Source organism: Pectinatus haikarae, assembly GCF_015732185.1.
In the GTDB taxonomy this organism is placed as follows: domain Bacteria; phylum Bacillota; class Negativicutes; order Selenomonadales; family Selenomonadaceae; genus Pectinatus; species Pectinatus haikarae.
The window spans coordinates 40,181-54,666 of sequence record NZ_WIQM01000015.1; the positions used below are offsets into that span (position 1 = coordinate 40,181).

Annotated in this window: 14 protein-coding genes; 4 read left to right on the plus strand and 10 right to left on the minus strand. The window is 38.7% G+C overall.

Annotation, left to right across the window (positions count from 1 at the left end; all coding sequences use genetic code 11):
• Nucleotides 1–20: 20 nt before the first annotated feature.
• From I6758_RS09480 to I6758_RS09490, 3 genes are all read right to left on the minus strand, one after another.
• A complete protein-coding gene (locus I6758_RS09480; protein WP_196605024.1) occupies nucleotides 21–500 on the minus strand; it encodes a PTS sugar transporter subunit IIB in 480 nt (159 codons plus the stop codon).
• A 37-nt stretch (nucleotides 501–537) separates the two neighbouring features.
• A complete protein-coding gene (locus I6758_RS09485) occupies nucleotides 538–969 on the minus strand; it encodes a PTS sugar transporter subunit IIA (protein ID WP_196605025.1) in 432 nt (143 codons plus the stop codon).
• A 151-nt stretch (nucleotides 970–1,120) separates the two neighbouring features.
• Complete coding sequence (locus I6758_RS09490; RefSeq protein WP_196605026.1) at nucleotides 1,121–1,864, minus strand: GntR family transcriptional regulator; 744 nt, start codon at nucleotides 1,862–1,864, stop codon at nucleotides 1,121–1,123.
• 471 nt (nucleotides 1,865–2,335) lie between these two features.
• Here I6758_RS09490 and I6758_RS09495 point away from each other — a divergent pair, with 471 nt between their 5' ends.
• Both I6758_RS09495 and I6758_RS09500 read left to right on the plus strand, forming a co-directional pair.
• Nucleotides 2,336–2,947 (plus strand): MarR family winged helix-turn-helix transcriptional regulator, encoded by a 612-nt coding sequence (locus tag I6758_RS09495; protein WP_196605027.1) that lies wholly within the window; start codon nucleotides 2,336–2,338, stop codon nucleotides 2,945–2,947.
• A 35-nt stretch (nucleotides 2,948–2,982) separates the two neighbouring features.
• A complete protein-coding gene (locus I6758_RS09500; protein ID WP_196605028.1) occupies nucleotides 2,983–4,116 on the plus strand; it encodes an SLC13 family permease in 1,134 nt (377 codons plus the stop codon).
• 261 nt (nucleotides 4,117–4,377) lie between these two features.
• Here the strand turns inward: I6758_RS09500 and I6758_RS09505 are convergent, their stop codons facing one another.
• The 6 genes from I6758_RS09505 to I6758_RS09530 all read right to left on the minus strand — a co-directional run bounded on the left by I6758_RS09505 (nucleotide 4,378) and on the right by I6758_RS09530 (nucleotide 9,246).
• Nucleotides 4,378–5,043 (minus strand): TMEM165/GDT1 family protein, encoded by a 666-nt coding sequence (locus tag I6758_RS09505; RefSeq protein WP_196605029.1) that lies wholly within the window; start codon nucleotides 5,041–5,043, stop codon nucleotides 4,378–4,380.
• A gap of 275 nt (nucleotides 5,044–5,318) precedes the next feature.
• Nucleotides 5,319–6,665: a sn-glycerol-1-phosphate dehydrogenase gene (locus tag I6758_RS09510; RefSeq protein WP_231038617.1), complete on the minus strand. Its 1,347-nt coding sequence runs from the start codon at nucleotides 6,663–6,665 to the stop codon at nucleotides 5,319–5,321.
• Nucleotides 6,666–6,745: 80 nt separating this feature from the next.
• Complete coding sequence (locus I6758_RS09515; RefSeq protein ID WP_196605030.1) at nucleotides 6,746–7,564, minus strand: PTS system mannose/fructose/sorbose family transporter subunit IID; 819 nt, start codon at nucleotides 7,562–7,564, stop codon at nucleotides 6,746–6,748.
• A complete protein-coding gene (locus I6758_RS09520; RefSeq protein WP_196605031.1) occupies nucleotides 7,564–8,325 on the minus strand; it encodes a PTS mannose/fructose/sorbose/N-acetylgalactosamine transporter subunit IIC in 762 nt (253 codons plus the stop codon). The genes I6758_RS09515 and I6758_RS09520 overlap by 1 nt, the downstream gene beginning before the upstream one ends.
• Nucleotides 8,326–8,343: 18 nt before the next feature.
• Entirely contained in the window at nucleotides 8,344–8,817 is a 474-nt protein-coding gene (locus I6758_RS09525; RefSeq protein WP_196605032.1) for a PTS system mannose/fructose/N-acetylgalactosamine-transporter subunit IIB, read from the minus strand.
• 15 nt (nucleotides 8,818–8,832) lie between these two features.
• Entirely contained in the window at nucleotides 8,833–9,246 is a 414-nt protein-coding gene (locus I6758_RS09530; protein WP_196605033.1) for a PTS sugar transporter subunit IIA, read from the minus strand.
• A 245-nt stretch (nucleotides 9,247–9,491) separates the two neighbouring features.
• On the opposite strand from I6758_RS09530, the gene I6758_RS09535 reads away from it, so the two are divergent.
• A complete protein-coding gene (locus I6758_RS09535; protein WP_196605034.1) occupies nucleotides 9,492–12,119 on the plus strand; it encodes a sigma 54-interacting transcriptional regulator in 2,628 nt (875 codons plus the stop codon).
• A 261-nt stretch (nucleotides 12,120–12,380) separates the two neighbouring features.
• On the plus strand, nucleotides 12,381–13,391 hold the full coding sequence (locus I6758_RS09540; RefSeq protein ID WP_196605035.1) for a virulence RhuM family protein: 1,011 nt from the start codon (nucleotides 12,381–12,383) through the stop codon (nucleotides 13,389–13,391).
• A gap of 107 nt (nucleotides 13,392–13,498) precedes the next feature.
• On the opposite strand, the gene I6758_RS09545 is transcribed toward I6758_RS09540, so the two are convergent.
• On the minus strand, nucleotides 13,499–14,329 hold the full coding sequence (locus I6758_RS09545) for an energy-coupling factor transporter ATPase (protein WP_196605036.1): 831 nt from the start codon (nucleotides 14,327–14,329) through the stop codon (nucleotides 13,499–13,501).
• Nucleotides 14,330–14,486: the final 157 nt, after the last annotated feature.

Consider the following 14,486-nt stretch of genomic DNA (forward strand, 5'->3'; position numbering starts at 1 on the left):
CCTCCTATCATAAAAAATCCTTACAGCATGCCCGATATATCCGTCTCGCTGTCCTCAGCGATGATTCTTACATGAATTTTTGATCCCTTCACTGTAAGCTCTTTAAGCATGGCCTTTTCTTCCTCCGACATTGAAATATTTTTATAAAATTTTTTTCTTTCTCCCGTCACCCCCATACCGCCTATATTAACAGAATCAAATACTATTCCCTGCTTCATTAAGCCATATAATGTTTCCGGATATTTGATAAGCACGATGCATCTATCACCGGCAAAGCCTTTTTTCAGCCGGACCGCTGCTTTCTCCACAGAAAATGTCGCCAGCTTCACATTTGCCGGAATACATGTTTTTAATACACTTTTTATAAAGGGATCTTCCGCTACCTGATTATCAATAATCATTATTTTATTGGCACTTGTATAATTGAGCCATGACGTCATGACCTGCCCGTGTATCAGCCTGTCATCAATTCTCACCAATGTTATTCCCTCAATATTCATTTTAAATTCTCCTTTCTGAATTTTCTTTATATTTAATTTAAAAATCAGCGCTGCTTTCCTCCTCAACCATCATTTTCTGTGCAACAGCATTCAATGACACAATCCCAGAAATCCCGGCAGTGCGGCATTTTTCAGCCAGCTCCCATACGTCGGTATTACCGCGATTCATAACGGCCTCAAGCACCATCGGCATATTTACTCCCACGATGCATGGAAAATTTTTCATTTTCATGCATCTGAGCATAGCATTGGACGGTGAACCGCCCAAAAAATCGCATAAACCTATAACGCCATCTCCCTGGTCCATTTCCTCCAGATAATAAAACACCTTTTCCTCAAATACGGTTATCCCGTCCCCGTGATTCAGCCCTATCGTTTTTACGTTCTCGTGGGTCCCCGTGATGAGCTTTACCGCGTTAATAACCCCTTGTCCGAAATCAGCATGAGTAGCAATTAAAATACCTATCATTTTCCAACTCACCTCAAAAAATTTTTAAAATTTGCGGTCAACCATTTATTTTGCGCACTGAAGTCAGCTTCACCAGGTTCGTATACGGCTTTCTATTCAGTCAAGCACAGCCGCAGGACAAAATTGCCTCCGCTGAGATTCACACAAAGACTCATCTGTACAAAGTCAAATTGAAGCAGTACTGATCTGACCTGAGCCAGATTATTCCAAGATCGACCGGGACATCGTTATCCAAATGGGCCAGCTGCTCTCCATACAGAACCGGTGTTTCCCTGTCTATTCCCAGCAGAGCGCCCCGCTTGCAGCCTATGCTCCTGGCCACATAATGCCCCTTTATAAATTTTATCTTATGCTGTGATGAACCTTCCACCACTGAGAACAAAGTTTTCCTGTTAAAATCATTCCTATCCGCGTTCGGACACAGAACAGGATTTATCCAGTTTTCCATGAAAATTGCCTTATTTCCGTTGATCAAGCGTATGCGTTCCAGATAAAAAACTGCATCACCTTTTTTTATCTGCAGTTTTTTTGCAATATCTTCATTTGCCTTCTCAAAGCAGGCCTTAACTACTTTTGTCTCATAATCGATTCCCATGCGGTCAAGCGACTCCGAAATTGACAAAAAACCGTGCCCATTGGTTCCCAGCGAATAGGACACATTACTGTCAGCCACAAAAGTGCCCTTCCCCTGTATTTTCAATATCAAACCTTGTGTAGCTAAAGTTTCAACCGCTTTTTTTATTGTGCCTCTGCTTATCCGCAGAATATCCATCAGCTGATATTCGGAAGGAATACTTTCGCCTGCCTTCCATATGCCCGCATAAATATTTTCTCTTATCCAATCAGCTATCTGCATATATAAAGGCACTACGCCATTCTTTTTAAAGTCCAGCATCCTGCTTACCCCCATGGTTTATCAGTTATATACAACTATGAACGACTATATACAACTATATACAAGTTATATTATATATTCATTTACTGCTTTTGTAAATACCGTTGTAAAATATTTCGGAAAATTCTATTTCTTTTTTTTTGCAACGCACTCTATATTAATTTATAGGAATGGGCAGAGGTCATATTCCAGCCTATGATTTTTCTGGCAAAAAGATCAAGGTCAATGCACAGATAGTTTTGAACCTGCCATTGACCTTGATGTAGGTAAATAACTGACCCAAGGAACAATCCACATCCGAGTTGAAACCTTGATTAAGAGGCCTTACACATAACCCATCCTAAGAGTTCTTCAAGTTTTGTGTAAACACAAAGCTAATATAAATTTAAATAGGCACCTTGCAATTACGGTAATATTATTGTATCATTATATTGCTAGGTACCTATTTATAAATGGAAGGAAATTTTATTTATGGAAGATGAAAAGCAAAACACTACTGATCTAATAATTTCTGTCAATGAATTATTACCTGTATTCACAAGATTTATCAAAATGTATCAAAGAAGTCTTTACAAATTAAAACCACCTTTTATTCCCTATCAAGGACAAATACGTGTATTGAATGTCATTGCTGATAACGATGGTATATTATTTAAGGAACTTATGGAATTACTCGACATCAGATCGGCCTCATTGTCTGAGCTTTTAAATAAATTGGAGAAAGCTGATTTAATAAGGAGAGAAAAAGATATTGCGGATAAGCGCATAACACATGTTTATTTATCTACTTCAGGTAAAATAATCGTAAAAAATTCACAAAATCAATTTAATCCTGCCGAGTTACTATTCGGTGAATTATCATCAGAAGAAAAAATATCTTTTTATAATATAATAAAAAAACTCTGTGCGTCTTGCGAAGCACAATTGATTTTAAGCGACGAATTTGATGAAACCAGACCGCTTCCTCCTCATTTAAAAGATCATTTACCTGGCGCCCCCTTGCCCCATATACATGATCATCCGACTTTACATGTAAATCCATCATGTTCTCCACATAAGAAAAATTTAGATGGTGACGATTGATTTATTTTTTAATCGTACAGAAAGGAGACTATAAAATGACTTTAAAATTTACTGTTCTATCGTCTTTGCTTAGAAATCAATTTAATAAAAACATCGTTTTTTCAATTTCATTGCTAAGTGCTATTTTTACTTCTATGATAAATCTGCCTAAGTTAGAATACATTAATTTCAATGTAATTATTTGTCTTTTCGAATTAATGATCGTAATAAAGATAATAGAAGAATGTGGGATGCTCAAGTACATTGCTGTAAGAATAGCAAGTAGTTGCAAAAACCACCGCAGTTTGACACAAGCACTTTGTCTTATTTCCTTTTTTACCTCTATGTTCATCACAAATGATATTGCCATACTCACTATAATACCTATTTTAATTGTAATTTCTCAACGCAGCAATTATCCTATTATTTTTCCCTGCGTGTTGCTGACAATATCAGCAAATTTAGGCAGTAGTATTACACCAATAGGAAATCCTCAAAATTTGTTCATCTATGCATATTACAAAATGAATTTCTTAAATTTTTTGTCTTTATTATTTCCCTTCTTTTTATTAAGTCTACTGCTGTTAATAAGTCTTACTTTTATTATAAAAAAAGAATATATCCAAATATCTATCCCTGCAAAAGAAATTACAGATAAATACTTTAATTTTTCTTTAATTTCATTATTTACTGTCCTGATTATACTCAGCATGTCCAACACTAATTTTACAACCTTTACTGTTTTTAGCATAATCATAATCACATTATTGTCCAAACGATCTTTACTCACAAAACTTGATTATCGTTTGCTTTTAACTTTTTTATTTCTATTCGTTGCAATCGGAAATATTTCCGCTATGCCATTGGTAAAAATGTATTTGCCATATTTGACGCATACTGCTTTTCAGACATATTTATTGGCTTTATTTTTAAGTCAATTAATAAGTAATGTTCCTTGTACAGTCATGTTGGCTCCTTTTTCAAACCATTTGCAGGCTCTACTTTATGGTGTTAATGTCGGTGGATTAGGAACACCTATTGCCTCACTGGCTAGTATAATAACATTCACACTATTTAATAATGCTCATCCTCAAAAAAGCGGTGCATTGATCAAAGCTTACTCTATACTCAATTTTTCCAGTTTAATTATACTGGGCAGTTTGTTTTATATAATATTATTATATTTTTGATTTTTTCCTAAATCGCAATAACAGGCTGTATGCTCTAATGAGATTCCAGCAAATCCAATCCATATACAACATATCGAGAAACATATTAACAAATTTATTCTATGTTGGATATATTGTAACAATATCTATTTATGCATTTATATTCACAAATCAAACGTTGTGTCTTTTTATACTATATCAATGACTGCAAACCTAAAGGGGGAGGCCGCTACTTATAGAACGGCCTCCCTCTGCATTGCTGCGGGAACAAATTCCAGATCACTATTTCATTTTTCTATCAGGACTCTTCTTGTTCCTATAGGACATAAAATAGATTGCTGTTCCTGTCACGGCAATTGCAATAGCAATACTTCCAAATGCTATCATTCTATTATCTATTGATTCATATAGACCGAACAGCCCGAAAAAAATAAAAACTATTGCAGCGGCCCATTTGACTGTGCGCTCCGGAATCTTTTTCCCCAGAACAATGCCTATAATAATTCCCAGTCCATCGGCCAGCATCATCCCTGTGGTACTGCCTATCCATACTGGGAGCAGTGTGTTGAATTTTGCTGAAAGAGCTATTGTAGCCAATTGTGTTTTGTCTCCCATCTCTGCCATAAAAAAAGCAATCACAATTGTCCAAAAAGGTCCATATCGAGATGCATTTTCTTCTCCATTTAATTTATCACCTCTTATCGTCCATAACCCAAATACTATAAACGAAACAGATGCAGCGATTTGAATATAATGTATCGGGATCAGCTGTGTAAGATAATTCCCGATAAGCACCGCAAAAAGATGATTGACAACGGTAGCTGCAAATACTCCCCACATTACAGTCTGCCAACGATACCTCACAGCAAATGCCATAGCCAGGAGCTGTGTCTTATCTCCCATTTCTGCCAAAACCACAAAAGCCAGCGAAGCTAAAAATGCTGTCATTCCTTCATTCCTCCAATAATTTTTCTCTCTATATATAAATAAAAAAACGAGACCCCCGGTGTGATAAAAATCACGCCGAAAGTCTCGCTAATCAGCATTTGCTAACGATAAGGCCAGGTAAAATACCAGTTTGTTGACCTCATCTATTTAAGCTACTCCCTTTTGGACATTAGTGGTAGTATAACCTATACCAATACCATTGTCAATATACACAAATTTTTATTTATTGGCCATGGCATCAGACTTTTGTATAATATGCCGATTACTTAAAACTGTTATTCTATTTTTTTTACTTGAGCACAAACGGCATCTGCCAGTTCTTCCTGCCATCCGCAGTCAAATATAAGCTGCAGCAGCCCATATCTGTTACGCAATTCCTTTGCATAGATAATACCGTTTCTGAGCATTTCCGCTGTCACATCTATCTGCTCCGGATGATATGGTGCATTTATATTTTTCATGCGCTCAATCATTTTGTCAACGGATGGAAGATTTTCCGTCAATTCAATAATTTCCCGTTTATGTTTTCCGATCATAATAAGACGCTTAGCCACATTTTCATCAGCATTTTTTCGTACCCGATTTTCAAGGGCTATCACACTCGGCGCCGCAGGACCATATACACGCCGTATGTTTTCCTCCCATCTGTTTTGATCAAAGTGTGGTTTAGCAAATTTTACTGTATTTTTAAGTTTTTCAGCTGTTTTTTGATACAAAAGCAATGCTATTATTGTTCCCACACCTACTTTTGTCCCATGATGCACGCCTTCATGCCCGTGCTGCAGGAAAATCATTTCCCAATAATGTGACATATGATGTTCACTGCCCGAAGCCGGACGTGAATTACCGCTGTAGCTCATATCTATCCCTGCCAGAATCAAGCCTTCCATTACGGCTCCCACTGCTTTTTCATCACGTTCTTTTATGCCGTTGTCAGCTGCCGCAGCTACATCCGCCACTGCACTGTACATCATGTCAACCAATTTTGAACAATAATATTCATCATTTACTATGTGTGCCAGCTTCCAATCGGTGAGACATACATATTTGCCGAAAATATCTCCTATCCCTGCAGTAATCAGATGCATCGGCGCATTTTTCAGAACAGCTGTATCGGCTGCGATCACTGCCGGACGTCCCATATTTTCATAAGTTGTTTTTAAATTATCAACCATGAGCGGTGCGACATCAGAAGCATACCCGTCCATTGATGGCGCAGTGGCAATTATAAAATAGTCGGCCTTTATGGTGTGTGCCGTGAATCGGCACAGATCATTAATAACCCCCGATCCTATTCCCACCAGAAGATCGCATCCGTTTGGTATATGCGTTATGATCCTGCCCGCCGCCAGCTCATCCGGAACAATCTCATGATCAGAAAATATATATTTGTCATAAGCAATACCATTTTTTTCCAATATTCCGTAAACTTTTTCTCCGGCAGCTTTTTGTGTATTAATATCAGCAATAACACAAATCTTTTTGTATTTTTTTTCCTTTACATATTCCGCTACTGCAGAGATCGCATCGTGACCTACATGTACATGCCGCATATCACATTCATGTACTTTCCCGCAGTCGCAATCTATTTTTTTACCTATATAATCGTTCCATGTGCGCAATGAAATCCCTCTCTTCGTTTATTGCAAGCATAATTGATCGCCGCTGACATAAATCTTCCGTTCAGAAATGCGGTCCTATTTCAAAATATCCCCAGACAGCCTGTTATAATACCAAATAAAATCAAGGCACCCATCATTTTTATCGGCGATACTCCCTTGCGTACATAATGCAGAACAACTAAAGTCAACACCAAAGGTATCAGCCCCGGCATCAATTTGTCGAGCAGATCATGCTGTAAGCTGAACGCGGCACCCCCGCCCAATTCAAAATTCAAATAGAATTGAAGAGGTATAAATCGTCCCACCAGTCCGCCCATTACCATCGTTCCTAAAAGTGAAGCTGCTTCAATGACTCTATTGACCTTGCCGCCTGACATTATTTCTTCAACAGCTTTTCTGCCATATTTATAGCCGTTAAACCACATATTATAAGAAATTCCTGTCATTATGACAAATTGTGCTAAGAGGAAAATTATCGGCCCCGCGATATTATTATTATTTGTTATGCCGATACAGATGGCCAGCATGATCGGTGTAATAACACCTTGTGTCAAGGTATCGCCGACTCCGGCCAGTGGTCCCATCAGACCCGTTTTTATCCCGTTAAAGGCCTCGTCGGTTATAGGCTGCCCGTTGGCACGTTCCTCCTCCATTGCCACAGTCACACCATGTATAACAGAACCGCAAATAGGTTCTGTGTTGAAAAAAGACATGTGGCGTGTTATCCCCTGCTTTTGTTCTTCTTTATCCTGCGGATAAAGTTTTTTCATTATGGGCAGCATCGAATGGGCAAAAGCAACTGCCTGCAACCGTTCATAATTGTAATTCGATTGAGCGAACATAAACCAGTTCAGCCATGATTTTCGCACATCTGCTCTTGTAAGTTTATTGCCATCCATTAGGCATTTCCTCCCTTATCACCGCGATAATTTACGGCACTTATTGTAAGTGCGATAACTATACCTATGATTGAAATAATGATAATATCCATTTGGAAATAAACCGAACATAATATACCTAAAACAAAGAACGGCATCGTAAAACTATTGCCGATCAGCTTCAGATTCATAGCGATCCCCAGTGCAGGGAGCATCGCACCGATTACATTGAATACATGCAGAATATTTGGCGTCAGCAGGCTGAGCATGCCGTTCACAGCTGTAGGTCCGTAATAAACAACAAGCGTTGCGGGAATAAAACTCATTACAAATAATAATATCTGCGGCGGCACTATATTTATAAATGCAACCATATTCAAATTTCCTTTTTCCACTTCCCTGTCAGCCCAATGCACAAAAAATGAATTTACCGTCATTTTAGCTATCCACAAAACAGTTGCAATCGTTCCCAAAGGAACTGAGATAGCCATTGCCGTTCCTACGTCAAGATTCGATGCTATAGCCAAAGCTGTCCCCACATAACCCGCAAAGGAAGGATCTCCCATCTGGGCTCCACCGGCTGATATAAATCCTAAGTAGATAACATTTATACCTGCGCCGATCAATGCGCCTTCCATTGGCTGTCCCAAAATTATCCCCGTTACAAGTCCTGCCAAAAGCGGCCTGTTGAAGGTGAAAAAACCGACATAAGTCAGCCACGGACTCCACGAAAGATAATAGAATAATCCTATCAAAGCTGCCTGAAGCAATGTCATTTCCATTTTTGTACCCCTTTCTTTTTAAAAGAAATTTTGAATATCTTTAGGTGAATCGTCCGGCACTATCTGGACTACCACATGAACACCCTTGTCTATAAGCTGCCTGAAGCAGTCTTTTTCAGCCTCTGAAATGGAGATATTGCGGTAGAGCTGTTTACGGCCTTTTGTCGCCCCCATACCGCCAAGATCAAGTTCTTTTATTTTTACCCCCTTATCCATAAGAGCCTGCACCGTCACAGGTGTCTTCACAAGCACTATCACTCTTTCTCCGGTATCATCCTGTTTTAATATTTCTGCCGCCTGCTCTATAGTGTGTATGCCTATTTTGAAAGATGCCGGAGCAGCCATTTTAATTATTTTTGACATAAAATCATCATTAGCCACCCCATCATCTACTACCACAATACGATTTCCCTTGGTAACCTTCGCCCATGCGGTAACCACCTGTCCATGTATCAGCCTGTCATCGATCCTTGTCAATACAATGTTTAACATAATAGCATTTCTCCTTTAATCTTTTGCTGATGATAACTCTTCGAATAATTCTTTTATACCTTCCCTGCCTGATTTTATACAGTGTTCTGTCAGCCCAGATAAATCATAACTGCTGCGCATCGTCAGTGCTTCAAGAAGCATCGGAAAACTCAATCCCGTGATACACTTATACGGCACATTTATGCTTGAACTGGCAATGGCCGCTGCATTATATGGACTTGCACCAAACAGATCAGCAAAAACAAGTACACCTTCCTTTTGATCCAGCTCTTCGATCTCGTTTTTTACTTTACCGCAAAATTCTGTAATATCATCTCCTCTATGCAGACCCAGCGTCTTTACTCTTTCTACAGTTCCCAATACCAATTCGGCACTTTTAAGCATGGCTTTCCCGAAATCTTCATGAGTTAAAAGTAAAACTGCAATCATTTGAACTCCTCCCTGTGTTGCTGTCTCGCTTACTATATAAGCAATATGCATGCCAATACACATTAAAATGTGTATTGGCATGCTAAAAATATCCACATTTTATATACGTTTAAATGTTTTATTCAGATTTTTCTTTTTATATGGATTATCCTAAAATTTATTAATTTTAATACAGATTATTATGTTATAATTATCCGTATTAGCTATTATTTTGATCTGTATTAAGAAATAAAGGAGTTTTTTATATGCATTATTCACGCAAACAAAAAATATTGCATATTCTCAAAAAGCACGGAAACACTGTCCTCGAAAAACTTTATCCCGGAATATCGCCCCAGCTGGGCTGCACTACCATGGATATTGCGGCTGCCACCGGTATATTGCGGAATAATGTGAGTATGGAACTCAACGCCGCCCTAAAGCAAAATCTGGTAATAAAAATAAATGGCAAGCCTGTCATCTATATTGAAAAAAATTTGCTGGAAACCGCCTATAATACACATCTGACCGCAAATGTTTTCAACAGCTTCTCCGCTCTCGAAAACTGCCTGCATCTCTCTGCCGCTGATACATCACCTCAGTCATTATCCGTCGATGACATTTCACCCTTACGACCGGCAGATAAAGACACCACACCGGCCAGCGCGCCACATGATGTTTTTGACAATCTGATAGGAGTGACCGATGACCTTTACACCCAATCCAAACAGGCAAAAGCAGCTGTCCTGTATCCGCCCAACGGTCTTCATACTCTTATAACAGGACCTACCGGCAGCGGTAAAACTACCTTTGCCAATATAATGTACCGTTATGCGATAGAAATGAAAACATTATCGGAACATGCTCCCTTTATAATTTTTAATTGTTCCGATTACGCGGAAAATACACAGCTGCTTTTATCTCATCTTTTCGGACATATAAAAGGTGCCTTCACCGGTGCCTTTAAGGACACTACCGGTCTCGTCGGGCAAGCCAACGGCGGTATTCTTTTTCTTGATGAGATACATCGGCTGCCCCCAGAAGGACAGGAAATGCTTTTTTCACTCATTGATCACGGCAAATATCGTAAACTTGGCGAAACGGAAAGCTACCATGAAGCGAATGTACTAATTCTGGCAGCCACGACAGAAAATCCCCAGTCAGCTATACTCAAAACATTTTTCCGCCGTATTCCCATTCTTATTACTTTGCCTGAACTTAACGAACGTCCTCTAAAAGTGCGCATGAAACTTATCAATCATTTTTTTCAGACTGAATCGAAAATTATAAAAAAACCGCTTGTCGTTTCCAAAGAAGTTTTAAAGGTACTTCTTACCTACAAATGCAGCGGCAATATCGGTCAATTGCATAATGACATTCAAGTCCTGTGTGCCAATGCTTTTATAGAAAATGTATTATCATCAGGTTCAGGGGATAAACAAAATATAAGCATAAAATTATCGCAGCTGACTGATAACTTGAAAAATGAATTTTTTCAATCGGCATCCAATCGTCAGGAACTTTATAAAACTTTTAATTTCAATGATATTAAACCTATTATTTTCGACGGTGATAATGATCAGCTAAGCGATCTGCTGCTCAAAGATGACTATGCTGTCGATGCTGGTTTTTATGAATACATTCTTAAAACAGCTCAATCTTTTTATAATGATGGTATCGCTATAGAAACCATAAAGGAAAAAATCCATTCTAAACTGCATCACTACAAAACCGTAACCAATGACAGTCAAAAAGTAAAAATCGACAAAGATATTCTTAATAAAATAGTCAATACTGATCTGACAACCATAATTAAAAAACATCTTAATCCCAGTGAAATTACTATTGCTGACAATAAAACAATCTACAGTCTGGCACTTCATCTTGAACTGCTTAAGGACAGACTGGAAAATGGTCAAGCCGCAACAGGTATCAATGCTAACGAAATAACAGCTAAACATCCTAATGAATATAAGCTGGCAAAAATGATATGCACTGATGCGGCCAGCTTGTTCGATATAGTAATACCGCCGGAAGAAACAGCCATTATCGCTTTATTTTTATACACCATCAAGCAAAACAAGTCTGCTGCTCTTCCTATAATTGTTATCTGCCACGGACGCAGCACTGCCAGCAGTATGGTTGAGGTTGTAAAAACATTGATAGGGAACTCGGAAATATACGCTATAGATATGCCTCTTGATGCCAAGGTCGACACTATTCTGACACTCGCCGCGGGGTTGGCCGAAAAACTTCATTATGAGCGTGGTATTCTGATTCTTGTCGATATGGGATCATTGATAGATTTTGGCGATATGATCACTGCAAAAACAGCCATTCCCATAAGAACCATCAGCAACATTTCTACGCCTCTTTTACTTGAGGCTGCACGGCGCTGCCTGATGCCCGATATTACATTGGATGCTATTGTAAAATTACTCAATAACCAGCTTGCTTATGCATCTGAGCTGTCTTCTGAGCTTAATAATCCCCCGCTTTTTTCCTGGGCCTCGTCCATAGATGCCTGGCTGCTAAACAAAATAATCACCGCTCTAGCCGATATCGCTACTTTTATTGACGTAAAAAAAGCGACAGACCTGCTGGGCCAATCGCTTAATGATATATTAAAACATTATAACCAACCGCTCAATGAGCATATATTTGTAAAATTTATTTTTCATTCAATTTGCATGCTTGAACGTGTTATCCGCAAAGAAGAGCTTCCGTACAAAAACTATGACAAATTAAAGTGCGGCCACGAAATGCTTTTTAGCACAATCCGAAAAAGTTTTATTGTCATAGAAGAGACATACGGAATAGCAATACCTGATACCGAATTATCCTATGTCGCAGAAATGTTTCTTCTGATTTTGCCTCAGAAACTGCAGGCATAAATTACAAACTACGAAATATAATAAAAATATATAAGATATGCTAAAATAATAAGCAATGAATTTTAATGTTTATAAATCAAATAATATCATGGGAATTGCCAATATTTATCAAAATTGTAAAACAACGACGGAAATTCAGGCGGCAAATAAGAACTATTTTCTGAAAGAATGCAAAAAGCTTGATGCCTGAAGTGAAGATAAAAAATCAACGTTGAATGAAGAAACCAAGAATTTGGATAAACTAATCAAGGAGAAGATTGAATGATGAGTGGAAAGCATCAACCAGCCCAAGGAGAAATCCTGATTTATCAGACGGAGCTCGGAGATACTAAAGTTGATGTGTATCTCAATCAGGATACGATATGGATGAGCCGGGTGAACATAGCAAGACTTTATGCCACGACGCCGCAAAATATTTCCATGCATATAAAAAACATCTATCATGATAATGAATTGAAACAAGAGGGAACTAGTAAGGATCACTTACTAGTTCAATCAGAGGGAACACGTGATGTTTCACGGCGAACAAAATTCTATAATCTTGATATGATTCTGGCTATCGGCTATCGGATACGTTCCTCTGTTGGTATTCAGTTTCGCAATTGGACGAGTAATATTCTCAAGGAATATATGAAAAAAGGGTTTGTCATGAATGATGAACGGTTGAAAGATCCGCAAAAGTTCGGACAAGATTATTTTGATGAATTACTCGAACGGATTCGTGATATCCGGGCATCAGAAAAGCGTTTCTATCAAAAGGTACGAGATATCTATGCACTATCTGTGGATTATAATCCGTCTCTAGCGATAACCAAAGACTTTTTTGCATCGGTTCAAAATAAGATGCTATATGCCGTAACAGGAAAGACGGCTGCTGAAATCATTATGGAACGTGCTAATGCGCATAAGGATAACATGGGCCTGACTTCCTTCAAGGGAGCAAAAGTTCGTAAAGCAGATGTCGTGATCGCAAAAAATTATTTGCAAAAGGACGAATTTGAAGATTTGAATCGCATTGTAACGATGTTTCTGGATCATGCAGAGGATCTTGCTCGTCATGGTCAGGTGATGACTATGCAGGATTGGGCCGTCAGCGTCAATGAATTCTTGACTTTCCGTCATCGGAAAATTTTGCAGGACAAGGGAATTATATCGCATGAAGCTATGGAGTGTAAGGCTTTAGAAGAGTATGCAATCTATCATGTCCGACAGCTGCAGCTGCCGGAGAATGAAGATATTAACTTATCAGATTTACCGAAGAAAAAACAGTAAACGTTAGAACAAGGAGTGCCGGAAAATTTTTGTTACTTTTCGTAATTGGCGGTTGAAATTTTCAATAGCATTGGTGGATCTTTGAAATATGACAATACCCGCCTGCTTCATTTTTGAAGCGATTTTACCAGGTCATTATCCGTATAAATATCCGCCGGAATATTCATCCCGCGTTTTCTCAAATCGTATGCCATTTGTGCAGCCAAGGGCGGTTCGAGCCCTAACTCTCTTATCTTCCCGCTGTTGCGAAATATTTCACGCGGTGTTCCGTCCGCAGCGATTTTTCCATTACTCATTACCACTATTCTGTCAGCAGATACTGCCTCATCCATAAAATGTGTTATCAATATCACTGTCATGCCATATTTTTCACGCACAGCACAAATTGCCTCCATCACGGCCTCCCTGCCGGAGGGATCAAGCATCGCCGTCGGCTCGTCAAGCACCATATAATCCGTCCGCATGGCCAACACACCGGCTATGGCAATAAGCTGTTTCTGCCCTCCTGAAAGAAGATGCGGTGCAAGATTTCGTTGTTTTTCCATGCCTATCGCCTTGAGGCTTTCTGTAACTCGTTTTTTTATTTCTTCCGGCATTATTCCCAGATTTTCCGGTCCAAAAGCAACATCATCTTCAACAATGGCCGCTATTATCTGATTATCCGGATTCTGAAAAACCATACCCACTTTTTGCCGGATCTGCCATATTGACGCTTCGTCCTTAGTATCAAGTCCATTCACTGTACACGATCCCTCTGATGGCAGTAAAAGTCCGTTAAAATGTCTGGCCAGCGTGGATTTTCCTGAACCGTTCATGCCGATAACAGCAACGAATTCTCCCTTATTTATTATCAGGTTTATATTATCGAGTGCCTTTTTTTTCTTATTATCTGCCTGTACATATTCATAAGCAAGATTTTTTACTTCAATTTTATCCATCTTTGTCTCCCGTCCGCCATAGTCATCATGATGCTTTTTAATTCTTGCTGCTGTATATACCAATTATTTTCTGCAATTTTATACTCTATTTTACAGCAATAACTGCTTCTGTGCCATAATCATCACCCATTATCTTTTTATATCTGCAAACGTATAA